General features: G+C 66.3%; 18 protein-coding genes. 15 read left to right on the top strand and 3 right to left on the bottom strand.

Annotated features, from left to right (window positions below; genetic code table 11):
• Nucleotides 1–990 precede the first annotated feature (990 nt).
• The 13 genes from dnaA to K410_RS40245 all read left to right on the top strand — a co-directional run bounded on the left by dnaA (nt 991) and on the right by K410_RS40245 (nt 17,656).
• A complete protein-coding gene (gene dnaA, locus K410_RS0104245) occupies nt 991–2,400 on the top strand; it encodes a chromosomal replication initiator protein DnaA (protein WP_028133688.1) in 1,410 nt (469 codons plus the stop codon).
• 266 nt (nt 2,401–2,666) lie between these two features.
• Nucleotides 2,667–3,785: a DNA polymerase III subunit beta gene (gene dnaN / locus K410_RS0104240; RefSeq protein WP_028133687.1), complete on the top strand. Its 1,119-nt coding sequence runs from the start codon at nt 2,667–2,669 to the stop codon at nt 3,783–3,785.
• 117 nt (nt 3,786–3,902) lie between these two features.
• Nucleotides 3,903–4,268 carry an endonuclease domain-containing protein gene (locus K410_RS0104235; RefSeq protein WP_028133686.1) on the top strand — a complete coding sequence of 122 codons (366 nt, stop codon included), beginning with the start codon at nt 3,903–3,905 and terminating at the stop codon, nt 4,266–4,268.
• Between the two features lie 89 nt (nt 4,269–4,357).
• A complete protein-coding gene (recF, locus tag K410_RS0104230; protein WP_028133685.1) occupies nt 4,358–5,494 on the top strand; it encodes a DNA replication/repair protein RecF in 1,137 nt (378 codons plus the stop codon).
• Between the two features lie 111 nt (nt 5,495–5,605).
• Complete coding sequence (locus tag K410_RS0104225) at nt 5,606–6,349, top strand: hypothetical protein (RefSeq protein ID WP_028133684.1); 744 nt, start codon at nt 5,606–5,608, stop codon at nt 6,347–6,349.
• A gap of 143 nt (nt 6,350–6,492) precedes the next feature.
• Nucleotides 6,493–8,652: a hypothetical protein gene (locus K410_RS0104220; RefSeq protein ID WP_028133683.1), complete on the top strand. Its 2,160-nt coding sequence runs from the start codon at nt 6,493–6,495 to the stop codon at nt 8,650–8,652.
• 350 nt (nt 8,653–9,002) lie between these two features.
• On the top strand, nt 9,003–11,438 hold the full coding sequence (gyrB, locus tag K410_RS0104215; protein ID WP_028133682.1) for a DNA topoisomerase (ATP-hydrolyzing) subunit B: 2,436 nt from the start codon (nt 9,003–9,005) through the stop codon (nt 11,436–11,438).
• Nucleotides 11,439–11,635: 197 nt separating this feature from the next.
• A complete protein-coding gene (locus tag K410_RS0104205) occupies nt 11,636–12,103 on the top strand; it encodes a hypothetical protein (RefSeq protein ID WP_028133681.1) in 468 nt (155 codons plus the stop codon).
• Nucleotides 12,104–12,243: 140 nt separating this feature from the next.
• Nucleotides 12,244–13,539, top strand: a complete 1,296-nt coding sequence (murA, locus tag K410_RS0104200; protein ID WP_028133680.1) for a UDP-N-acetylglucosamine 1-carboxyvinyltransferase — start codon at nt 12,244–12,246, stop codon at nt 13,537–13,539.
• 199 nt (nt 13,540–13,738) lie between these two features.
• Nucleotides 13,739–15,133: an MATE family efflux transporter gene (locus K410_RS0104195; RefSeq protein WP_028133679.1), complete on the top strand. Its 1,395-nt coding sequence runs from the start codon at nt 13,739–13,741 to the stop codon at nt 15,131–15,133.
• Nucleotides 15,130–15,630, top strand: coding sequence for a DUF2867 domain-containing protein (locus K410_RS0104190; protein WP_028133678.1), 501 nt, complete (start codon nt 15,130–15,132; stop codon nt 15,628–15,630). Before K410_RS0104195 ends, K410_RS0104190 begins: the two co-directional genes overlap by 4 nt.
• Complete coding sequence (locus tag K410_RS0104185; RefSeq protein ID WP_028133677.1) at nt 15,614–16,270, top strand: 2-hydroxychromene-2-carboxylate isomerase; 657 nt, start codon at nt 15,614–15,616, stop codon at nt 16,268–16,270. The genes K410_RS0104190 and K410_RS0104185 overlap by 17 nt, the downstream gene beginning before the upstream one ends.
• A gap of 75 nt (nt 16,271–16,345) precedes the next feature.
• A complete protein-coding gene (locus K410_RS40245) occupies nt 16,346–17,656 on the top strand; it encodes an SMI1/KNR4 family protein (RefSeq protein ID WP_028133676.1) in 1,311 nt (436 codons plus the stop codon).
• A 1-nt stretch (nt 17,657) separates the two neighbouring features.
• Here K410_RS40245 and K410_RS0104175 read toward each other — a convergent pair whose 3' ends face one another.
• On the bottom strand, nt 17,658–18,773 hold the full coding sequence (locus K410_RS0104175; protein WP_028133675.1) for an FUSC family protein: 1,116 nt from the start codon (nt 18,771–18,773) through the stop codon (nt 17,658–17,660).
• Nucleotides 18,774–18,892: 119 nt separating this feature from the next.
• Between K410_RS0104175 and K410_RS0104170 the strand changes: the two genes are divergently transcribed.
• Nucleotides 18,893–20,260 (top strand): MmgE/PrpD family protein, encoded by a 1,368-nt coding sequence (locus K410_RS0104170; protein ID WP_028133674.1) that lies wholly within the window; start codon nt 18,893–18,895, stop codon nt 20,258–20,260.
• A 53-nt stretch (nt 20,261–20,313) separates the two neighbouring features.
• Here the strand turns inward: K410_RS0104170 and K410_RS0104165 are convergent, their stop codons facing one another.
• Together K410_RS0104165 and K410_RS0104160 are read right to left on the bottom strand one after the other, a co-directional pair.
• Nucleotides 20,314–21,741 (bottom strand): serine hydrolase domain-containing protein, encoded by a 1,428-nt coding sequence (locus K410_RS0104165; RefSeq protein ID WP_028133673.1) that lies wholly within the window; start codon nt 21,739–21,741, stop codon nt 20,314–20,316.
• Nucleotides 21,742–21,878: 137 nt separating this feature from the next.
• Entirely contained in the window at nt 21,879–22,943 is a 1,065-nt protein-coding gene (locus K410_RS0104160; protein WP_028133672.1) for an AraC family transcriptional regulator, read from the bottom strand.
• A gap of 157 nt (nt 22,944–23,100) precedes the next feature.
• Between K410_RS0104160 and K410_RS0104155 the strand changes: the two genes are divergently transcribed.
• The gene (locus K410_RS0104155; RefSeq protein ID WP_028133671.1) at nt 23,101–24,018 is read left to right on the top strand and encodes a pirin family protein; all 918 of its coding nucleotides are present in this window, start codon (nt 23,101–23,103) and stop codon (nt 24,016–24,018) included.
• Nucleotides 24,019–24,056 lie beyond the last annotated feature (38 nt).

Here is a 24,056-nt window from a genome sequence, read left to right as displayed (position 1 = left end):
AGCGACGAAAGTTCTACACACCGTAGATTCACCGGAACACACACAGCGTGGGAGTTACCCTGCGAAACGAGACTCAAAAAACGATGTCTCGCTAATCACTTATCGACATAGTGACCGCAAGCATTTGGAAAATTCGTCCGCGCGTCGGGCGCATGAAGATTTTGTTAAAAAATTTTGGCGGTGGCGGAGAATTGTCACATGAGGTGCGGCGTTCTCGATTCTGCGCACGAATCCAAAAACTTGCTCCGAAGCCTGTGCACAAGTCGCGCGCGACGTTAACCGACGTCAAGTTTTTTTGGTGGCTCAAGTGTGAATCAATTCGTTGCGAGTCTTTCCGCTTAGTGTATTCCTTAGGTCGTCAGCGGCGCCCACGATCTTCAGACCAGCGCGGTTTAGGAAACGGGGCGAGCGTGCAAATCGGCGGCGGTGTGCACGTAGGCGACGCTTCAAAAAGTGATGTCGGTTCACAACCCATAGCAATATGGGAATGGTAGCTGTTTGTCTGAATGTCTCCAAGCGGGATCTTCCCGCCTCGTGCCAGGCGCATATGAGGGACATCGCAAAGTTATCCCGGCACGCAAGGTGGCGAAGTCGAGCGGACATTCGAACGGGCAGGCATCCGCGACATCGTACGCCGCGGCTGTCTTTTGGACACGCAGGACCTTGTCGTGAGCAATCACGGCAGGACGGGGAGGTATCATGTCTTACGGACTCAACGCGGTATTGAAACACGTCTTCTCTTCGAACGATGCCGGTTTAGATCAGTCCGACCTCCAGCCTCCCGCGTGTGACGGAGCGCCGAGTACGCGCTGACCTCGCGAACCCTCCATCTCTGACATCGCTGACCGGACGCGGCGTTCTCGCCGAACGGCGGAGCCATGTCTGACGATGGACTCGCTCTGAGGTCGCCCCATGACAGAACCCCTGACGGCAGGAACTCTGCATGGCGCTCACCACGCAACTAAATCTCTCAAGAGAAGTTTTCTGACGATGACAATGGAACAGGATCGCTGGTCACGCGTGAAGGGTCGGCTGCGCTCGAGCGTTGGCGAAGACGTCTACACGAGCTGGTTTGCACGCATGGATCTGGAAGGCGTGCAGGACGAGAGCGTGCGGCTCTCGGTGCCGACGCGCTTCCTGAAGAGCTGGATCCAGGCCCATTACGCCGAGCGCGTGCTGTCGTGCTGGCAGGCCGAGATGCCGGAAGTTCATCGCATCGACCTCACGGTGCGTTCGGCCGTGCGCCCGGTGACGCAGCCGAAGGACGCGCCCGCCCCGGTCGAAGCACGCCGCGCGCCTGCGCCGGAGCTGCGCTCGACCGCAACCGCGCCGGTCTCGGCCAATCACGATGCGCTCGGCGGTTCGCCCCTCGATCCGCGCCTGACCTTCGCGAGCTTCGTGGTCGGACGCTCCAACACGCTGGCGCATGCGGCTGCCCGTCAGGTCGCGGAAGGGCGCCGCGGCGACCCCGTGATGTTCAACCCGCTCTACATCCATGCCGGCGTCGGCCTCGGCAAGACGCATCTGCTGCAGGCCGTGACCTGGGCCGGCAATTCCGGCAACGAGCGCAAGGTGCTGTACCTGACCGCGGAAAAATTCATGTACGGCTTCGTCGCCGCGCTGAAGACGCAGACGGCGCTGGCCTTCAAGGAAGCGCTGCGCGGCATCGACGTGCTCGTGATCGACGATCTCCAGTTCCTACAGGGCAAATCGACCCAGGCCGAATTCTGCCACACGCTGAACGCGCTGATTGACGCCGGCCGCCAGGTCGTGATCGCGGCCGACCGTCCGCCGTCCGATCTCGAAAGCCTCGACGATCGCGTGCGCTCGCGGCTCGCCGGCGGCCTCGTGGTCGAGATGGGCTCGCTCGGCGAGGAGCTCCGCCACGGCATCCTCAAGTCGCGCGTCGCAGCCGCCCGCACCCATCATGCGACGTTCGAGGTGCCCGAGGAGGTGCTGCATTATCTGGCGCGCACCATCACCCATAACGGCCGCGACCTCGAAGGCGCGATCAACCGCCTGCTCGCGCACTCCAAGCTCAACAACCGGCCGGTGACGCTGGAGATGGCGGAGCACGAGGTGCGTGACCTGGTGCGGCCGCAGGAGCCGAAGCGGATCAAGATCGAGGACATCCAGCGCGTGGTGGCGCGGCAGTACAATGTCAGCCGCTCCGACCTGCTCTCTTCGCGCCGCACCGCCAACGTGGTGCGTCCGCGCCAGGTCGCGATGTATCTCGCCAAGACACTGACCTTGCGCTCGCTGCCCGAAATCGGCCGCCGCTTCGGCGGGCGCGACCACACCACGGTGCTGCACGCCGTGCGCAAGATCGAGGCGCTGGTCTCCAAGGACACCGCGCTGTCGGAGGAAGTGGAGTCGCTGAAGCGCCAGCTCCAGGAATAAGCGCCTAAGGCGCTCCTGCCATCCTGCCGCCGCCCCGGCCTCGCCCGGGCGGCGGTTTTCGTTTGGGCGGTAAATCGTGGGAATCGTGCGGAACTGGCCCCCAATCCCTTGAATCCGGGGGCCATCCGCGCCACCTTGCGCGACCCTGGCAGCTTTGGTCATATCGGCTGGATGATCCGGCTTTTCGGGGTCTTCGGTGCCGTGGCGCGCGTCCCGCCGCCCGGCGTTCCTAACGTTGTTTCCTTGGGGATCGGGCGAGTAGTACAATGAAGGTTACGGTCGAACGCGCGCAACTGCTGAAGTCGCTGGGCCATGTCCACCGCGTCGTCGAGCGCCGCAACACGATTCCGATCCTCGGCAACGTGCTGGTCCGGGCCGAGAACGCCAAGCTGTCGCTGAAGGCGACCGACCTCGACCTCGAGGTGACGGAGACGCTGCCTGCGGAAACCGCCACCGCGGGCTCCACCACCGTGCCGGCGCACATGTTCTACGACATCGTGCGCAAGCTGCCGGATGGTTCGCAGATCGTGCTGGAGGCCGACGGCGACCGCGCCGTGCTGGCGATCCGCGCCGGCCGCTCGCGCTTCACGCTGCAGACGCTGCCGGAGAACGACTTCCCGGATCTGGCCGCCGGCGACATGTCGCATTCCTTCTCGCTCGCCGCCAAGGACATCAAGCGGCTGATCGACCGCACCCAGTTCGCGATCTCCACCGAGGAGACGCGCTATTACCTCAACGGCATCTATCTGCACGCCGCCGGCACGGCGAAGGCCGCCACCCTGCGCGGCGTCGCCACCGACGGCCACCGCCTCGCCCAGCTCGACCTGGTGCAACCCAAGGGCGCCGAGGGCATGCCCGGCGTGATCGTGCCGCGCAAGACCGTCGGCGAGGTGCAGCGCCTGATCGAGGATACCGACGCCGAGATGACGGTCGAGCTGTCGCAGGCCAAGATCCGCTTCACCATCGGCAACGTCGTGCTGACCTCGAAACTGATCGACGGCACCTTCCCCGATTACGGCCGCGTCATCCCGCAAGGCAACGACAAGGAGCTCGTCGTCGACAAGAAGGATTTCGAGAACGCGGTCGACCGCGTCTCCACCATCTCCAGCGAACGCGGGCGCGCCGTCAAGCTGTCGCTGTCGCCGGGCAAGCTGGTGCTGTCGGTGACCAATCCGGATTCCGGCAGCGCGACCGAAGAGCTCGAGGTCGAATACGCCTCCGACGCCCTCGATATCGGCTTCAACTCCCGCTACCTGCTCGACATCGCCGCCCAGATCGAAGGCGACGTCGCCACGCTCCGCCTCGCCGACCCCGGCTCGCCGACCCTGGTGCAGGACCGCGACGACAAGAGCGCGCTGTACGTGCTGATGCCGATGCGGGTGTGAGGATGAAGCAGCGGCTTTTCCTCTCAACAAGAGCGCGATCCGCATTGTTGTGCCCTCTCCCCTTGTGGGAGAGGGCAGTTCCGCTGGAGGACATAGACTCGGTCGGGTGAGGGGTTAGTGCCGCAAGATCCGTCCCATCGGCCGGTCCCCAAAAATCTCCGCCAATTCGCGAAGAACATGCGGCACGCGCCGACGGATGCCGAAGCGGCGATGTGGCGTCTGCTCAGAGACCGCCGCATGTCGGCATACAAGTTTCGCCGGCAGGTCCCGTTCGGAAACTACATTCTCGACTTCGTCTGCTTCGACAAGCGGCTCGTGATCGAAGTCGACGGAAGCCAGCACGCAGAATCACGAAGCGATGCGGATCGTGACGTAGCTCTGTCTACTGAAGGCTTTGCCATCGCGCGCTACTGGAACAATGACGTGCTTCAGCGGTCCACTTCCGTGTTGGAGGATATCCTTGCAAAGCTTGCCGGGCGGTAAGATACCCCTCACCCGTCGCCTCACTACGTGAGGCGCCACCCTCCCCCACAAGGGGGGAGGGAAGTAAAGCCCGGCAATGACAGAGTGATATGACCCCCTCCCGCATTCATCGCCTGACGCTGACGCATTTTCGCAATTATCGGGCGGCGGGGCTCGAGACGGCGGCTGACCTGGTGGCGCTGGTCGGGCCTAACGGGGCGGGCAAGACCAATTGCATCGAGGCGATCTCGTTCCTGTCGCCGGGACGCGGGCTGCGGCGCGCCACGCTGGAAGACGTCGCCGACAACCAGGGCGACGGCTCCTGGGCCGTCTCCGCGCAGGTCGAGGGCGCGCTGGGGCTGGCGACGCTCGGCACCGGCATCGATGCACCGCGGCCCGACAGCGCGGTGAGCCGGCGCTGCCGCATCGACCGCGAGCCGGTGGGTTCGGCGGCAGCCTTCGGCGACCACATCCGGATGGTGTGGCTGACGCCGGCGATGGACGGGCTGTTCATGGGCGCGGCGTCCGAGCGGCGGCGCTTCTTCGACCGCCTGGTGCTCGCCATCGATAGCGAGCATTCCAGCCGCATCAACGCGCTGGAGCGCTCCTTGCGCTCGCGCAACCGGCTGCTCGAAACCCGCAATTACGACGACCATTGGTGTGATGCGATCGAGCGCGAGACCGCGGAGCTTGCGGTCGCGGTCGCGGCCACGCGCGGCCAGACTGCTGCGCGTCTCACCGGCATGCTCAACGCGCGCGCGCAGGCCTCCGCTTTCCCCTCGGCGCAGATCGCGCTCGACGGCTGGATGGAGAATGCACTGCTTCAGGAGACCGCGACCTCGGTCGAGGACCGCTATCGCCAGATCCTGCGCGACAACCGCCCGCGCGATGCGATTGCCGGCCGCACCACCGATGGCCCGCATCTCACCGACCTGCAGGTGATCTATGCGCCGAAGAGCATGCCGGCGCGCGACGCCTCGACCGGCGAGCAGAAGGCGCTGCTGATCGGCCTCGTGCTGGCGCATGCGAGCCTGGTCGCCGAGATGACCGGCATCGTGCCACTGCTGCTGCTCGACGAGGTCGTGGCGCATCTCGACCCCAGCCGCCGCGCCGCGCTGTTCGACGAGCTGAAGAAGCTCGGCGCGCAGGTTTGGCTGACCGGCGCGGACCCCGCGGCCTTCGCCGAGATCGGCGCCGGAGGCGAAGTGTTTGACGTCGAGAGCGGACGAGTCTCGGCCAGAGGCTAGGCCGCCGCGTTGAACCCGCCCGTTTCCGTCAGCGACTAGCTGCTTGAGGCCGCAACACGCGGCCATCGCTGCGAATATCTCGGACAGGCGCGATATCCTTGGAGCACGGGCATGACGACGGTGAGGCATGGGGCGCAAGCTCCGGCACGATGGCAGCTGTTCGCGTGCGGTCTTGCGCTCATCGCAAGCTGCCTGCTCGCGGCCAGCGCCGGCGCCTTCGTGTCGAACCTGCCGCCGCTGTTCTCGGCCGCGCTCACGCCGGATCCCGATGCCAGGCTGCCAGCGCCGACCCGCTATCTCTATCGCGGCATCCACACCACCATGATGCCGGGCCTCGAGGCTCCGCTCCGGATCAAGCTCGAAGCGCGTGTGCCCGCAGCGCTCGGCGATGTTCTCGCCTTCTATCGTACCGAGCTTCAAAAGCTCGGCTGGCAGGAACAGCAGCATGATGCAGCGGTCGACGCCGATCACGCGCGCCTCGCCTTCGTCTCGCCGGTCGGGCCTGCAGCGCTGGCGCTCGCCCGCAACCGCGACAGCACCTCGGTCCAGCTCGTGCAGAAAAATCTGGATGTCGCGACACGCGCGAACGTCCTGCCCGAGCCTGGTCAGTCGAAGCTGGTCTTCAGCAATATCAGCGCGAGCGAGGCCGTCCTCACGATCAACGAGCGGAGCATTGCGCGTCCCGCCGGCGCCAACGCCGTCGCGCTGGATCTGATGCCCGGCAAATATTCCTACGGATTGAGCGTGCCCGGTCGTCGAGCCACCACGCACATGCTCACCGTCGCAGCCGGCGATACCTGGGAGCTCACGGTCGGGCCGGACGGAGAGGCGTGGCCGCCGCTTCAGCTGTACTGAGCGCCGCTTCACGCCCCGGCATCGGCGCCCTGTTGAACCTCTCCGGTTCCCGCCGCGACTTCTGGTCAGAGGCCGCGCGCCGACGGCGCCGCAGTCCGCTGCGCAGGGCATGGCGACCCGCGCGACATCCAGGAGTTTTGACGATGCCGATGATCCCGCTTGGGGCGCAAGTCCCGGCCAGATGGCTGCTGCTGACCTGCGGCATTCTCGCGATGGCGGGCATTGCGCGTCCCGCGGGCGCGGCCGACGAGGGCATCGTCGACGTCCATACGCTGCCGCGGCTCGATGGCGCGATGGAGGACACCTCGCGCCCCGACGCCCACCGCGTAGTCTATACGGTGCCGAGCGCCGTTAGCGCGGCGTCGGACGCCGCCAGGAAGCTGCTCAGCGCCGACGGCTGGATGCCCTATGTCTATCCGCTGGACGAGAGGAGCGCCGCGCTGACCTTCAAGAAGGGACGGCAGGGGCTGCGCGTCTCCTTCACCCAGGCGCGCGGGCGCCCCGATCAATCCGCGGTGTCCTACACGCCGAACCGGATCTATGCGAACGTCCCCTTTCCGGACGGCGCGACGAACCTCGTGTTCGACGAGACCCGACCCTATCTCGGCTGCATCGCGCCCGGCGCGCTGGATGCGACGTCGGAATTCTTCGCCAAGGAAATGGCGGCGATCGGCTGGCGCAGGCTCACGCCCGAGACGGCGGCGCGCTGGCCGAACGCCGATCTCGGCGAGACGGTGCCGAACGGCCTGCGTGTCTTCTTCGATCATCCCGGCGGCGACACGACGCAGTTCTACAAGCAGAAGCCGGTCATGCTGACCTTGACGCGCCGCGACGACGGCCGCACCAACGTCGAGATCAGGGTGGCGCCGTTCGCACTACCGCAAGAGCTCGAGGCCGACGATGACATGGCCGGGTTGCCGCGGCCCAAGCCGACCAAATCGGCAAGGAGCCTCGGCAGCGCCAGATCCAATACGCGCGAGATGTCGGCCGCCGCGATGGCCGAGCTGCCCGCCGTGCTCGCCTTCTATCAGCGCGAGCTCGCCGCGCGCGGCTGGCGGGAGGATGGCAACGCACCGCTCGCCGCCGGCGACGACGTCGCGATCAGGATCTCCAACGCCGAGGAAACCGGCGTGCTGCGGCTTGGCCGCAAGTATGATTTCACCATGGTCAGCCTGACCGCGCAGGTGAAGGAATCCGCGCTTGCCGCCCGCGCCAAGGCGAAGAAGGAGGCAGACGCGAGATTCCTCGGCGAGGCCTTGGGGGCGGCCCAGCAGCTCATCGCCGCCGATGATATCAGGCGCAAGGCCCAGGCCGTCTCTCTCTCGGACGCACCGCTCACGGCGCTTGCCGACGGCACGACGCCGGTGCCGCTGCCCGAAAACGCCGAAGGCGTGAAATTCGACGGCGGCGACGGCCGGCTGGAATTCTCCTCGGCGTCGAGCGTGAAGGCGCTCACCGCGTTCTATCGCGCATCGCTCAAGCCCGCCGGCTGGAAGGAGCAGCCCTCCGTGATCAACCAGCCCAACATGGCGGTGATGGAATTCGCCAGGGGTGGCAAGTCGATCTCGATGACCGTGATGCAGATGGGCCCGAACGTGAACGTGAGCGCCAGCGGATCGGGCCTGGTGATGGCCACGGCGAAGCCGGCAGCCATCCCGGAAGTGCAGGCCCCATCCTCCGAGCCGCTCAAGCTCGACACCGAATCCCCGCTGCCCGTGCCGACGCAGCGTTCGTCGAAATCGCTTGCCACCACCAAGATCCCCGGCGGCGAGGCCCCGCTCCGCCGCGAGCTGACAGCCAGCATCCCGGCGCCGCTCCAGGACGTCCTCGCCTTCTACCGCGCGGAGCTGTCCAAGCTCGGCTGGCAGGAAAAGACCGACGGCGCGGCGGTGTCCGCAGACCACGCGCAGATCGATTTCACCTGGCCGCAGGGCCCGGCCGTGCTCAAGCTCGGCCGGACCAAGGGCGAGACCACGGTCAGTCTGGCGCAGAAGAACGCGGATGTCGCCGTGAAGGCCGACATCATGCCGAAGGCCGGGCAGGCCCGGGTGATGCTCGGCAACATGGGCCCGAAGGAGGCCTCGCTCACGATCAACAAGCAGGCGGTGAAGATCGCGGCCGGTGCCGGCGGCCCGCAAGCGCCGAAAGGCCCGATGCTCGATCTGCCACCGGGCAAGTACCAATACGCGGTGCGCACGCAAGGACAGCCCGCTCGCACCGACAAGCTCACCGTGGCCGCCGGCGACATCTGGGGCCTCGTGGTGGGCCCGAGCGGCGACGTGCTGCCGCTGCAGATGTATTGAGCCGACCACAAAGGCGGCGCGCAGCCGTTCCCGCTTGCAAGCGGGAACGGCTGCACCGCGGGTCGCGCCATGAACTTTGCCAAAAAGATGCTCTGACCGGCGCCTGGGACGACGTCACGCCCCGCAAAATCCACGCCTTTCAGGGCCCCAAAACGACCCCTCGAATCGCTTTTTTGCAGGGCCCCAAATCGGCCTTCTGAAGGCTTGAAAACCGACCGAAAAACCCTATCTGCTCAAAGGGTTGCGGCAGCATACTTTGCGCTAGGCGCTAGCCCGCTTTCATGGCACAAATAGCCTCGCAAATCAGCGCCTTCTGCGCCGCTGATTCGGGCGACATTCGAAGGCCTCTCATGACAGAACCAGCTCGGCAGCCCGCTGCCGAAAACGAGCCCTCCAATCCGAGCGAATACGGTGCGGAATCGATCCGCGTGCTCAAGGGTCTCGATGCCGTCCGCAAGCGCCCGGGCATGTATATCGGCGACACCGACGACGGCTCGGGTCTGCACCACATGGTCTACGAGGTCGTCGACAACGCGATCGACGAAGCGCTGGCGGGCCACGCCACGCGCGTCGACGTGATCCTCAATGCCGACAATTCCGTCACCGTGCGCGACGACGGCCGCGGCATTCCCGTCGACATCCACAAGGGCGAAGGCATCTCGGCGGCCGAGGTCATCATGACCCAGCTCCATGCCGGCGGTAAGTTCGACCAGAACTCCTACAAGGTTTCCGGCGGCCTGCACGGCGTCGGCGTCTCCGTCGTCAATGCGCTGTCGAGCAAGCTGGAGCTTCGCATCTGGCGCGACGACAAGGAGCACTACATCGAATTCGCCCATGGCGACGCCGTGGCGCCGCTCAAGGTCGTCGGCGACGCGCCGGGCAAGCGCGGCACCGAGGTGACGTTCCACGCCTCGACCGACACGTTCAAGAACGTCGAGTATGATTTCGCGACGCTGGAGCACCGCCTGCGCGAGCTCGCCTTCCTCAATTCGGGCGTCAACATCGCCCTCTCCGACATGCGCCATGCGGTCGAGAAGCGCGAGGAGATGCACTATTCCGGCGGCGTCGAGGAATTCGTCAAGTATCTCGACCGCAACAAGAGCCCGATCGTGCCGGCGCCGATCATGGTGCGGGCGGAAGCCAACGGCATCGGCGTCGAGGCGGCGCTGTGGTGGAACGACAGCTACCACGAGAACGTGCTGTGTTTCACCAACAACATCCCGCAGCGCGACGGCGGCACCCATCTTGCCGGCTTCCGCGGCGCGCTGACGCGCCAGGTCAACGGCTATGCCGAGGCCAACGCCAAGAAGGAGAAGATCGCGCTGACCGGCGACGATTGCCGCGAAGGCCTCACCGCCGTCTTGTCCGTGAAGGTGCCCGATCCGAAGTTCTCGTCGCAGACCAAGGACAAGCTGGTGTCCTCGGAGGTGCGTCCCGTGGTCGAGAACGTGCTCAACGAGGCGCTCCAGGCCTGGTTCGAGGAGCACCCCTCCGAGGCCAAGATGATCGTCGGCAAGGTGATCCAGGCCGCAGCCGCCCGCGAAGCCGCGCGAAAGGCGCGCGAGCTGACCCGCAAGAGCCCGCTCTCGGTCTCCTCGCTGCCCGGCAAGCTCGCCGACTGCCAGGAGAAGGATCCGGCCAAGTCGGAGCTGTTCATCGTCGAGGGCGACTCGGCAGGCGGCAGCGCCAAGCAGGGCCGCAACCGCGAATTCCAGGCGGTGCTGCCGCTGCGCGGCAAGATCCTCAACGTCGAACGCGTCCGCCCCGACAAGATGCTGTCGAGCGAGCAGATCGGCACGCTGATCACCGCGCTCGGCACCGGCATCAGCGACGAGTTCTCGATCGAGAAGCTGCGCTATCACAAGATCATCGTGATGACGGACGCCGACGTCGACGGCGCCCATATCCGTACGCTACTGCTGACCTTCTTCTACCGGCAGATGCGGGACATCATCGACGGCGGCTATCTCTATATCGCCCAGCCGCCGCTCTATAAGGTCTCACGCGGCAAGTCCGAGCAGTACCTGAAGGACGAACGGGCGCTGGAAGACTATCTGATCGACGCCGGGCTTGACGACTGCGTCTTCATTCCCGGCAGCGGCGGCGACCGCACCGGCCGCGACCTGCGCTCGCTGGTCGACGACGCCCGCGTGGTCCGCAGCATCTTGCGCAATCTGCACAGCCGCTATAACCGCAAGGTCATCGAGCAGGCCGCCATTACCGGCGTGCTGAACAAGGCGATTTACGGCGATCCCGAGAAAGCCGCGGCTGCGGCGCAATACATCGCGGGCCGGCTGGACAACCAGGCCGACGAGGTCGAGCGCGGCTGGATCGGGCAATACGTGGAAGGCCAGGGCTTCCAGTTCGAGCGCACCGTGCGCGGCGTCAAGGAAGCCGCTGTCATCGACGACGCCTTCCTGGGGTCCGCCGAGGCGCGCAAGCTCGACGAGTACACGGTGAAGCTTCAAGATGTTTACGCCCGCCCCGGCAAGCTGCGGCGCAGGGATGTCGAGCACATGGTCTACGGCCCGGCCGACCTGTTCGAGGCGGTCACCGACGCCGGCCGCAAGGGCATCACGCTGCAGCGCTACAAAGGCCTCGGCGAGATGAACCCGGAGCAGCTCTGGGAGACGACGCTCAACACCGACGTGCGCTCGCTGCTGCAGGTGAAGGTCAAGGAGGTCGACGAGGCCGACGACATCTTCACCAAGCTGATGGGCGACGTGGTCGAGCCGCGCCGCGACTTCATCCAGGAACACTCGCTCAGCGCGACGATCGATATTTGAAGGCTCGCTGATTCCGCGGCGTCATGGCCGGGCTTGTCCCGGACATCCACGTCTTGCCCCGCGGAACAGAGAACGTGGATGCCCGGGACAAGCCCGGGCATGACGACGTAGGGGCACACGGTCTGAACCTCACCACGCGCCATCGCGACGAACTGGCATGAACCCATTGGCCAATTCCGGCCGGGACGCCTCATGTCATGATCGCCTCCGCAACGCCCAGTTCCACTGCACCCTCACGCCGCCTCGGTATCATCGGCAGCATTGTCGGCGTGCTGGCGCTGATCGCGGCGGTGCTGCCGCACTGGGTGGTGCCGATCGTGTTTCCGCCGCCGCCGGCGGACAAGGTGATCGTCGACACCGGCCATCGCATCAAGGACCGCATCGTCGCGAAGGTGAAGGGCGTGGAATATCAGGCTCCGAAGGTCGAAAAGTCGGCTGGACGAAGCTGGAGTGAAACCGCCACGGTCGCCGCAATCTCGCTCGGCCTGATCGCCATCTTGTTCTCCGTGCTCGCGCTGGTGTTTCGCGAAGAGCGCTTGCTGGCCGGGGTCGCGGCCGCGCTCGGGACCGGCGCCATCGCCATCGAGATATCCTTCCTGGCCATGGGCGTCCTGATCCTGATCGTCGTCCTTTATGTGGTGGCGAATATCATCGGCTTGTTCTAAACGCCTGGCGCAGCGGGCCGGTTCGAGGCCGATGAGCGGCTTCCGCCGCCGCAAGTGCAGAATTGCTACCCTGCTCAATTCTCGGTAGTTTCCGCTCCCGAAGCAGCCCGCCCCAACGCAACAGGACGGAGAAAACCGACGTGGCGCCCATCCAATACATCGTCGAGGGCGGTCACCGGCTCTCGGGGTCGATCGAGCCGTCCGGCAACAAGAATTCGGCGCTACCGATCATCGCCGCGGCTCTGCTCACCGAGCATCCGGTGACGCTGGAGAACGTGCCGCGCATCCGCGACACCGAGACGCTGGTCGAGCTGATCCGCTCGGTCGGTGCGTCCGCGGAATGGACCGCCCGCAATACGCTCAATATCCACGCCAAGAGCATCCGCGCCGCCGATCTCGACCCCGAACTGTGCGTGCGGATCCGCGCCTCCATCCTGCTCGCCGGCCCCCTGCTCGCCCGCTGCGGCGAAGTGATGCTGCCGCCGCCGGGAGGCGATGTGATCGGCCGCCGCCGGCTCGACACCCATGTGCTGGCGCTGGAGCAACTGGGAGCAAGGGTCACCGCGACCGACCGGCTCGAGTTCCGCGCGCCCAAGCTTGCCGGTGCCGACGTGTTCCTGGACGAGCCGAGCGTCACCGCGACCGAGAACGCGCTGGTGGCCGCGGTCGCCGCCGACGGCGTCACGTACTTGCGCAATGCGGCCTCCGAGCCGCACGTGCAGGATCTCGCCAACTTCCTGGTCGCGCTCGGCGCCAGGATCGAGGGCATCGGCACCAACACCATGATCGTGCACGGGCCGGCGACGCTGGGCGAAGCGACCTACCGGATCCAGCCCGACCATATCGAGGTCGGCTCGCTGATCGGGCTTGCCGCGGTGACGCGCTCTCCGTTGCGCATCACACGCGCCGGCGTCGAGCATCTGCGCTCGATCCGGATGGGCTTCGAGCGGCTCGGCATCGTCTGCCGGGTCGAGGGCGACGATCTCATCGTGCCGTCCAATCAGACATTGAAGATCCAGGACGATTTCGGCGGCCATGTGCCGAAGCTCGAGGACCAGCCCTGGCCGGCCTTCCCGGCCGACCTGATGTCGATCGCGATCGTCACCGCCACGCAATGCGAGGGCGTCATCCTGATGTTCGAGAAGATGTTCGAATCCAGGATGTTCTTCGTCGACAAGCTGATCGCGATGGGCGCGCGCATCGTGCTGTGCGACCCGCACCGCGCGATCATCGCCGGCCCCAGCCGCCTGCACGGCGCGACCATGACCTCGCCCGACATCCGCGCCGGCATGGCAATGCTGCTGGCGGCCGTGTGCGCCCAGGGCACCTCCACCATCAACAACGCCGACCAGATCGAGCGCGGCTACGAGCGCATCGAGGAACGGCTGAACGCGCTCGGCGCCAAGATCAAGCGCGTGCCGGACAGGAAGGGCTGAGGTCCTTTCCTCTCCCCGTGCGGGAGAAGGTGGCGGAAGCGCACAATATCGTAGAATGGGCAGAGCGAAGCGTGCCCACGCGTCTGTTGCAATATTGGATAGGTGGTGGGCACGGCGCAAATGCGCCTTTGCCCACCTTACGGCACCGAGCTGCTGGCTGGGGCCATGTTTTCGTCGCGCGGCCGTGCTATGAGCGGTCATGCTCGACACCGTGCAACATCAAGCGCAGCCGCAAGCCGGCGTGCCGCCAAACCATCTCGCGCAGGAATTCGTCGAGACGCTGCGGCTGGCCGTGCCGCTGATGCTGACGCAGCTCGGGCAGATCGCGATGATCACGACCGATCTCGCGCTGATCGGGCGGCTCGGCGAGGATGCGGTGGCGGCGGCGGCGCTGGCGCACACGGTCTATTTCGTCAGCTTCACCTTCGGGCTCGGCCTGATGTCGGCGGTGTCGCCGCTGGCCGCACAGGCCTTCGGCGCCGGCGACGTCAGGCTCATTCGGCGCTCCTTGCGCGTCGGATTGTGGGTCGCGTTCCTGATCTCGCTGCCGATGATGGCTTCGCCGCTCTACGGCGAGCAGATCCTGCTCGCGCTCGGCCAAGTGCCGCAATCGGCCGCGCTGGCGCAGCGCTATCTCAACGGCCTCGCCTGGGGCATCGCACCGGCGCTCGGCTTCATCGCGCTGCGCAGCATGATGAGCGCGGTGAACCGGCCGCAGCCGCCGCTGTGGATCACGGTCGCGGCAATCCCGGTCAATGCTCTGCTGGTCTGCGCCCTGATCCACGGCCTGTTCGGCCTGCCCGAGCTCGGCCTGTTCGGCGCGGGACTTGCGACCACGATCGTCAACCTCGGCACTTTCGCCGCCGTGCTCGCGATTGCCGCGTGGCGAAAGCCATTCGCGGACTATCATCCGCTCGCCCATCTGTGGCGGATCGACTGGCCGTTGATGCGCCAGCTGATAGCGATCGGCGCGCCGATCTCGTTCTCACTGCTGATGGAGTACGGCCTGTTCTCCTCCGCGGCGCTGCTGATGGGACTGATCTCGACCACCGCGATTGCCGCGCACCAGATTGCGCTCCAGGTCACGGCCGTGCTGTTCATGGTGCCGCTCGGCATCGGCATGGCGGCGACGGTGCGGGTCGGCCATGCCTTCGGCCGCAATGATTCGGCCGCGGTGAGGCGCGCAGGGCTCGCCGCGGGCGTACTTGGAGCAGCTCTCGTCTCGGCCCTGACCGTCGCGATCATCCTCGGTCGATACGAACTAGGCCGACTGTTTTTCGGCAGCAGCGGGGCGAGCGCAGCGACCGTCGAGCTGACAGCGACGCTGCTGGTGGTCGGCGCGACCTTCTTCATCGCCGACGGCCTCCAGACCATCGTGGGCGGTGCGCTACGCGGCATCAACGACACCAGGATGACGCTGGTGTTCGCGGTGATCGGCTATTGGTGCGTCGCCTTTCCCGTCGGCTGGATTCTTGCCTTCCACACGGGCCTGGGCGCCGTTGGCGTCTGGGTCGGGTTCTCGGTGGGGACCTTCGTTTATGCCGGGCTGCTGATCTTGCGCTTCCGCATGCTGACGCGCAGATTGGCGGGATGATGGCAACAGTCCGCGAAGTGCCTCCCGAAGTCGATGCCAATGCGCTGCTGGCCGGCGCGCAGTTCATCGACGCGTTTCGCGTGCAGATCGGCGCGACCGCGATCGATGCCCGCGAGGCCTGCACGCGGATGGTGCTGCACGGGCCGGGCTGGATCGACACGTTGCTGCGCCTGCGCAACATCCTGGTGACGCCGTTCGGGCTGAAGACATCGGGCGAAGGCGCCCCGGCGCCGCACGGCCTGATCGGGCTGTTTCCGGTGATCGACGAGACGCCCGAGCGTCTGGTCGCGGGCTTCGACGACTATCATCTCGACTTCCGCATCGTGGTCGACGTTTCAGGCGATGCCGCGGACCGCGAGGTAACCTCGACCACGCTGGTGCGGACCAACAACCTCCTCGGACGGACCTACCTCAGGCTCATCACGCCCTTCCACAGGCTCGTCGTCCGCGGCATGATGGGACGGATCGTGGAGCGGGCCGATGACCCTGTCAGTTGATCTTTTCTTCTCCTTCCGCAGTCCGTTCAGCTATCTGGCGCTGCCGAAGACGCTCAAGCTCGTGGAGGACTACGATCTCGCGGTGAACCTGCGGCCGGTCTACCCGCTCGCGGTGCGCGTGCCCGGCTTCTTCAAGAAGGCCAGCCCGAATTTCATTCGATATGTCGTGCTCGACAGCACGCGCGTGGCGCAGCACGAGGGCATTCCGTTCCGCTTTCCCCGGCCCGATCCGATCGTGCAGGACAAGACGACGTTCGATGTCGCGGCCGAGCAGCCCTACATCCACCGCCTGACCCGGCTCGGCGCCATGGCGCAGCTCGAGGGACGCGGGCTCACATTCACCGATGCGATCGCGCGCGTGCTGTGGGACGGCTCGGTGGCGGGCTGGAACGAGGGCGATCATCTCGCGCGCGCGGCCGAGCAGGCCGGCTTCGATCTCGCCGCGATGGATGCCGCGATCAACGCGGATCCGGATCGCTACGAGCAGGTGATCGCGGCGAACGAGAAGGACCATGCCGCGTCAGGCCATTGGGGCGTGCCGACCTTCGTGTTCGAGAACGAGCCGTTCTTCGGCCAGGACCGCATCGATCTGCTGGTCTGGCGCATGCAAGGCAAGGGCCTCGCCAAACGCCAATCGTGATGGCCTGAACCGATATCTCCGAGCGTGCGACTGAGACGTGGTGCCCCGATGCGCGCGGCGCCTTTGGGAGGTCTCATGTATCTGGCAAAGTTCTTCCACCGTCCGCCCGGCGACGACGATCGCGAGCTGATGCTGATCCCCGGCAGCAGCCCGATGGTCATGGGCATTCACATGAACCGGGAGGACGAGCCCGGATCGGATCAATATCTGCGCGAAGAATTTCCCGATATCGCCGACGCCGCCGCGGCCTTTCGGCGCCATGTCGCCGAGCTCGTCGCAGCCGGCTATCTCGAGACGGATCACACCAAGCACTCGCTGCGCGATCTCGGGCCCGATCCGCAAGCCAAGCCGGACTGGCAGAAGGGGCTGGACGAGCTGATGATACTGGCGCTAAGCGCGCCGCGCGCTGATCAGGCAAAGCAGCTCGAGGCACTCAAGGGCACGCCGGCCGAGCATGAGCCGCTGTATCTCTGGCACGCCGCGCGCTGCGACTACGCCAGGGATGATGCAGTGCAGGCCGTACGCTTCGCCGAACAGGCGCGCGATACGATCCGCGCACGGCGGGCTGCCGGGCAACCGCATTATGCGTGGTCGATCTACGAGAACGATCTCGAAGGCCGCATCCTGGAACTGCTGAGCGACGCCTATCTGGAGGCCGGCAACCCGGAGGCCTCGCTGAAGACGATCGAATACCTTTGCAAGACCGCTCCGAACCACGACCGCATCCTCAAGCGCGCCGAGCTGCTCTGCGGTTACTTTCCCGAGCGACGGGAGGAAGCCTTTGACGACGCCTATCAATGGTCGCGCTTCGGCGGCTATGAGGACATCATGGGGTTTCCGGGCTATGCGGAATACGAGTCCCGGCGCAAGGCGGGAACGTCCGCAAAGGGCTGGCGCTGGAAGCCGGGCGCGCCGGCCAGCGAAGCCGATGTGAGCGCGGCGGAGCAGGCCCTTGGTGTCCGCCTGCCCGACGACTATCGCAATTTCCTGCTCACGCGCGGCGAGACCGAGCTTTTGGTGCGGCTGCCCGAATCGTCCTCCGAGCTCCGCTTCTACGCACCGGGCGAGCTGGCGACGCAGCTTCGCAATGTTCTCGACTTCATCGCGCATTCCGACGACGAGCTGGAGGAGGCCTGCGCCTATTTCCGCAAGGAATATGGCGTCTCGCTAAAGCATCTGGTGCCGGTTGCCGAACCGTCGCAGCTCAGCCGCTGTCTGCTGCTCCATGTCGAGCCCGGAGCGGGCTATGCCCAGTGTTTTCAGTGGGACCATGACGGCGCGTGGGAGCTGGAACAGAAGCAGCCCAGCTTCGACGTCGCACTAAAGAGGCTGACGGATGGAATCGAGCAGCGCGATGCGACCCAGCTCGCATTCTTCGACCTCTGATCTATTCTGCCACACGCACGGACTTGGCGCTCGCCGCCCCAGACCATTCGCCGACGACGCGATCGAGGTCGCAGAGATTCTGGTGCATCTGCTCCAGCGAGAAGCCGAGCGCGAAGAAACGCTCGGCGGTGTCGCTGGACTGGCCGCGGATCAATCCGTCCTGGCGGACGGATGCGACCGCCTCGGCATAGTGCTGGAGCGCGACGTGGACGGGCTGGATCGGCGGCGCGCCGACGCCTTCACGCAAGGCGCTGGCTGCCGAACGCAGGAAGCGCGCGATCGCGCTCGATACTTCCGTCAGCGGAGCAGCTAGCCGCATCTGCACCTCGATCGGCAACGGCACCACGGTGGCGCGGCCGATCATCACGACGTCATGGCGCAGCCGCAGGACGGTGCGCAACAGCGGGCCGGTGTCGGGCCCGCTCGACAGAAGCGCGGCCCGCTCGCGTTCGGCCTCAGCGCCGATCGCATTCATGCCGACCATCGCGGTGCCGATGCCGTCCTGGATCCGGTGCAGCGCGTCGTTGTCGCGGCCGCGGGTGAGGCCCGCGAGCAGCTCGGTGAACGCATCCGCGATCAGCTCGAGCAATTGCGCCGCCGCGGCGCGAATCTGGCGCACCGCACGCGAGGGCAGCACCAGGAACGACACCAGCAACCCCGTGACCGCGCCGACACCGACCTCGCTGACGCGGTCGATCGCCGAGGAGAGGGGATCGGAATGATGCATGGTCGGGACCAGCAGCACGATCACGGCCGTCACCGTGGCCGCGCTGAGGCTCGGATTGATCGCGGCGATGAAGGCGAGCGGGGCGACCGACAGCACCAGGAGGCCCAACAGCCCCGCTTCGCTGGAATAGGGGATCAGGATCGCGATGGCGCCGCCGTAGATCGCGCCGCCGATGGTGCCGAGCATGTAATCGCGCGTCGCCTTCAGCGAGCGGCCGACGCTCATCTGGGTCACGATCAGCGCGGTCAGGACCGCCCAGAGCGGCAGCATCAGATGCAGCGCGGTGGCGAGCGCATAGGCCGCTGTCGCCGCGACCGTGACCCGGATCGCGAGCCCCAGTTGCGTTCGCCGCGACCTGATCCGGTCGAGCAGCTGCTTTGCGAATGCCATCGTCTGAAGTCCCGATCCGCTCGAGGCCAGGCAAAAGCATGGCTGATGCCCGCGGCCGCAAGGCCGCTTGAAAGGCCAAATCAGCCCGCCTAACTTGCGCACCAAAACGAGGAAACACGATGGCTCACGAAACCGCAACGCTCGCCGCCTATGTCTTCAATCTGAAATACCAGGATATCCCGGCGGAGGTGCTGGAGCGCGCCAAGGTGCTGACGCTGGACTTCCTGGGCAGCGCGATCCGGGCGCGGCGCGAGGCCGAATCGACCCCGTCGATGCTGAAAATGCTGGAAGCGCTGGCGCTCGACACCAAGGGCGACTCCACCGTGTTCGGCGATGCCAAGACCTGGACGCCGGCGGTCGCGGCACTGCTCAACGGCGCGCTCGGCCATTCCCTCGATTTCGACGACACCCACGCCGATTCCTCGCTGCATCCGAGCGCGCCGGTGGTCCCGGCCGCCTTCGCCGTCGGCGAGATGGTCGGCGCGTCCGGGCGCGACGTGCTGACCGCGATCGTGGCGGGCTATGAGGTCTGCTGCCGGCTCGGCAACGCGCTCGACCCGACCTCGCATTATGCGCGCGGCTTCCACCCGACCGCGACGGCCGGCACCTATGGCGCTGCGGCGGCGGCCGGAAAACTGTTCGGCCTCAGCGAGAAGCAACTCGTCGCCGCCTTCGGCGTCTCCGGCAGCCAGGCCGCGGGCTCGCTGCAATTCCTCGTCAACGGCGCCTGGAACAAGCGCTACCAGGTCGGCGCCGCCGCGATGAACGGGGTGATCGCCGCGACGCTGGCGCGGAACGATTTCGTCGGCGCGACCGAATCGGTCGAGGGCAAGCACGGCCTGCTCGCCGGCTATACCGACGACGCGCATCCGGACAAGGCGGTCGCCGAGCTCGGCAAGACCTACGAGACCATGAAGATCGGCGTGAAGCCGTATCCGAGTTGCCGCTACACCCATGCCGCGATCGATGCGCTGATCGCGATGCGGCGCGAGCACAATCTGACGCCGGACCAGGTCAAGCGCGTGGAGATCGGTTTGCATCGCAACGGCATCACCCTGACCGGCGATGCCGCCACCAAGCGCCACCCGCGCTCGATCGTCGGCGGCCAGTTCTCGATGTTCTTCACCGGCGCGCTCGCGCTCGACCAGGGCTCGTTCGGCTGGGACGATTACAGCCGGCTCGGCGATGCCGCCATCGACGCGCTCGCCGACAAGTTCGACGTGGTGCAGGACGACCGCCTCGAGATCGGCCGCACCCACCCCTTTGGCGCGCGCGTGAGCATCACGACGGATGACGGCGTGCACGAGCGGCTCTACGCCGATCCGTCCGGAGAGCCGACCTCGTTCCCGGATACGCAGGCGATGCAGCAGAAATTCCTGACGCTGGCCCGCCCAGTGCTGAACGCGCGCGCGGAGAAGTTCGCCGACGCGATCATGACGCTGGAGCGGTTCGATCGCGTCGCGCAGGCGACCGAATTGGGAAGGTAGGTTCCCGCGGCACTCCGCTTACCCTCCCCCTCCAGGGCAGGGTAAGAAAGACCTCAATCCACCCCCGCCAGCTTCCCCTTCTCGCCCGTCGCGGCCACCACGTCGCGCACGAGATCGAACACGCCATCCGCCTCCGGCGGCCCATTCGGCGAGCGCCCCAGCCGCACGATCACCAGCTGCTCCGACGGGATCACGATGGTGTATTGCCCGATCGTGCCCTTCGCAAAGAAGGCATCGCGCGGCCAGCCGTGCTCCACGCGAAAATTTGCGCCAAAGCTGTCGCCCTGGTTGGTCCAGAAGCCGGCGCCGATGCCGACCCATGCATTCGGCGTGGCGGTCGTCGAATAGTTCACCCAGCCTTCCGGCAGGATGCGCTTGCCGCCGGCGACGCCGTCATTGAGATAGAGCTGGCCGAAGCGCGCCCAATCGCGCGCGGAGGCGAGCATCTCGGTCGACCCTTCGATCGTGCCCGAGCCGTCGAGCTGAAGCACGACGTCGCGCATGCCGAGCGGGGCGAACAATTCGCGGCGCACGAAGCGTAGCGCGTCTTCCGGCGTGCCGCCGGCCGCATCGCGGATCAGATGCGAGAGGATGAGCGTGTTGCCGTCGTGATAGTTCCACGCCTTACCGGGCGCGGTGGCAAGCGGGATGCTCTCGGCATAGGCCGCCATGTCCGATTCCATGAACTTCATCCGGTTGACCGGCTCGAAGGCCGAGCCGAGCGAGGCCTGCAGCGAGCTGCCGAGTGCAAGGCCGGCGGTGTGGCGCAGCAACTGATCGACCGTGATGGCATGGCGCGGATCATCAGGATCCTTCCAGGCAGCGACCGGTGCGGGTCCGTCGAGCTTCAGCCTGCCCTGGCGCACCAGCACGCCGATCAGGGCTGAGACCACCGATTTCGTCATGGAGAAGCCGAGCAGCGGCGTCTCCGGTCCAATGCCGTCGGCATAACGCTCCGCGACGATGCGGCCGGACTTCATCACGACCACCGCACGGGTGCGCCGATAGGGCGGCTGCGCCGGCTCGGCGAAAGCGCGGTCGAGCGCAGCGGCAAGCGCGGGGCTTTGCGGCGGCACGATCGCGGGGCCGGCGATCTCGGGCAGCAGCGCAGGCTGCCTGTCGGTCGCGGGCGGCTCGACGGGGACGATTCCCGCGCCATGGTCGAGCGTGCAGCCGAGCCCTTCGCGATAGACGGCACGGCTGCGGCCGATGCCGAACAACGTCACCGTGACATCCTTGCGGACGCGGTCGACCCGGTAGTCCATCGCCCAGGTGATCAGCCCGGTCCCGGGCATGGCATCGTTGGTCTCGGCAAAGATGCGCCGCGGATCGAGACCGGAGACGAACGTCTCCGCGCACAAGACGTCGGCGACGAAGCCGGTGGCGATCTTCGGGACGTCGCGGGCCCGCGCGGCGCCGAGCGCGAGGCCGGCGCAGGCGATGGTGGTGGCGAGGAGGACGATGTTGCGGCGGCGGGTCACAGGCTCTCTCCGGCTTAGGATGCGTGCCGGGAGGAAGCAGGAGCAGGCGGCGAAGGGCTCGCCGGATTTGGAAAGCGGCCTGGTTGGAATTGGACGAGAGCTGGCCGATTCCGAAATAGCGTCGTTATTTCAAGGTGCTACGGGAATGCAACGCCGGCCTTCAACCGCCGATACTCCGTCGGTGTCACGCCCGTGACCGCCTTGAAGGCGCGGTTGAACGGGCCGAGCGACTGGAAGCCGGCGTCCATGGCGATGGTGATGACGGGAACCTCGGCCTGAGCGGGATCGGCGAGCGCGGCCTTGGCCTCCTCGATGCGGTGATTGTTCAGGAACACATTGAAGTTGCGGTAGCCGAGGCGCTGATTGATCAGCCGGCGCAGCCGGTATTCCGGAATCCTGAGCCGGCCTGCCAGCACACCGATCGTGATGTTCTCCTGGCGATAGACCCGCTCGTCCGCCATCAGCCGCATCAGGGCATCGATCAGCCTCTGGTCGGTGGATTCGTCGACCGGTGCGGGCCGGGCCAGAATCGCCGGCGCGGCCACCGACGCCGGAAACAGATCGGCGCCATCGACGCGCATCATCGCACAGGCGATGGCCGCGACGACGCAGGCAAGCACGCCCGTATTGATCGCATCGGCGACAGCGCCGACGTCGCTGCCGGCGACGGCGATCTGGAGAACCGCATTCAACCCGCCATAGAGCGCGGCTGCACAGACGATGAAGACGCGAACGCGCCGGCGGCGCTCGACCAAATCAGCCGGCCACGAGGCGACCGTCTGCCCGATCGCAAGCGCGATGAAGCCGAGCACGATCAGATTGACGATCGTCACGGAAAACCGCGCGTGGCCGCCCGGCGCGATCCAGACGCAGCCCGCGAAGCTGAAGGCCGTCACCAGCGCCCACACCAATCCATGCCACCTGCGCAGGCGAAATTCATCGTCGAACAGCGCGCGCGTGAACAGCCAGAACACCACGATGTTGCCGGTCGACAGCGCGATCAGCGGCGCGTGCCAGGCGGGAATCAGCGACGTGACGCCGACCGAATAGCTCGCCGCATGCGCGGCCGAGCCGAGCGCAAAGGCCACGCCGAGGCGAGCCGCCAGCACGTGGCGGAAGCCCGAGAGCAACGACGCCGCCAGCACCAGCAGCAGCGCGACGCTGGCGGCGCGAAAGGCAAGCTCGGTTGCGGCAAGGGTCATCGGCTGCTGCGATCGGTCGCGGTTGGAAGCATCCGAACATCCTTTGTTGCGCCGGCTTTTTCAAGGACCAACCGTCCATCAGGGTTAGCGGCGTTCGCCGCGACGGCACTACAGAATCCTGCTACGATCGGCACAACAAGACCAAAAGGAGTCCTTCATGAGCTGGCAGCCCTCAAACGACCCCGTGCTCGGCGATCCCATGTCCTGCGACGCGCTCGATCTCGTCATTGTGCCGCGCACGCGCGATCTCGGCGACGGCTTCGCGGTCCGGCGCGCGCTGCCGCACGGCAAGCGGCAGATGGTCGGCCCGTTCATCTTCTTCGATCATTTCGGGCCGGTGCAGTTCGTCTCCGGCAAGGGCATGGACGTGCGGCCGCATCCGCATATCGGGCTTGCGACTGTCACTTACCTGTTCGACGGCGCGATCATGCATCGCGACAGCGAGGGCAATGTCCAGGAGATCGCGCCGGGGGCGATGAACCTAATGACGGCCGGACGCGGCATCGCGCATTCAGAGCGCACGCCGGATGCGCAGCGCGCCTCGGGCCAGCAGATGCTGGGCCTGCAGAGCTGGATCGCGCTGCCGGCCGGGTCGGAGGAGATCGCGCCCTCGTTCCAGCATTACGGCGCGGGCGATCTGCCGATGATCTCCGAGCGCGATTTCACCGCACGGGTAATCGCGGGCTCCGCCTTCGGCATCGCCTCGCCGGTGTCGATGGTCTCGCCCTGGTTCTATACCGAGGTCACGGCCGCGCAAGGCGCGAGCGTGCCGCTCGATCCTGATCATGAGGAGCGCGCGATTTACGTAGTGGAGGGCGAGGTCGAGATCGCGAACGAACGTTACGAGGGGCCGCGGCTCCTGATCTTCCGGCCCGGCGACCGCATCACCGTGAAGGCGCTGAAGGCGACGCGGATGATGTTTCTCGGCGGCGATGCGCTGGAGGGGCCGCGCCATGTCTGGTGGAATTTCGTCTCCTCCAGCAAGGAGCGGATCGAGCAGGCCAAGCAGGACTGGAAAACCGGCCGTTTCGCCGCAGTTCCGCAGGAACATGAGTTCATTCCACTGCCGGAATAGGCTAATCCGGTTTCCGGCCGCGCCATCAGGTGCGGCCG

The organism is Bradyrhizobium sp. 22 (genome assembly GCF_000482425.1).
In the GTDB taxonomy this organism is placed as follows: domain Bacteria; phylum Pseudomonadota; class Alphaproteobacteria; order Rhizobiales; family Xanthobacteraceae; genus Bradyrhizobium; species Bradyrhizobium japonicum_B.
The sequence above is the reverse complement of the archived record's forward strand: the minus strand, read 5'-3'. Positions and strand labels throughout refer to the sequence as shown.